Below are 232 nucleotides of genomic sequence, written 5' to 3' on the forward strand. Positions count from 1 at the left end.
ATTAATTAAAAAGCTTTTCCTCTCTTGTGTAAGATTTTCTGCTAATGACATATTTTTAAAATTAATAAGCTCTACCCAACCAAACTTATCACTATCACTATCAGAGTACTTAGTATCTACACCAGAGCCACCAGGGTTTAGCCCCAATTGAAGCATTCTCTTCCAAATAATTGGCAGCTCTCCAGCCTGCTCATTCAGTGGATGTAAAAAGCTGTCAAACCTTACATAACCT

The 232-nt window shown here is 36.6% G+C and carries 1 protein-coding gene; it reads right to left on the reverse strand.

Annotated features, from left to right (window positions below; all coding sequences use genetic code 11):
* Positions 1–232: hypothetical protein (locus tag SB756_RS35835; RefSeq protein WP_410913997.1), on the reverse strand; the 232-nt coding region annotated here is incomplete at both ends.

Origin of the sequence: Pseudomonas sp. SIMBA_068 (genome assembly GCF_046534705.1) — a bacterium.
GTDB classification, from domain to species: Bacteria; Pseudomonadota; Gammaproteobacteria; order Pseudomonadales; family Pseudomonadaceae; genus Aquipseudomonas; species Aquipseudomonas putida.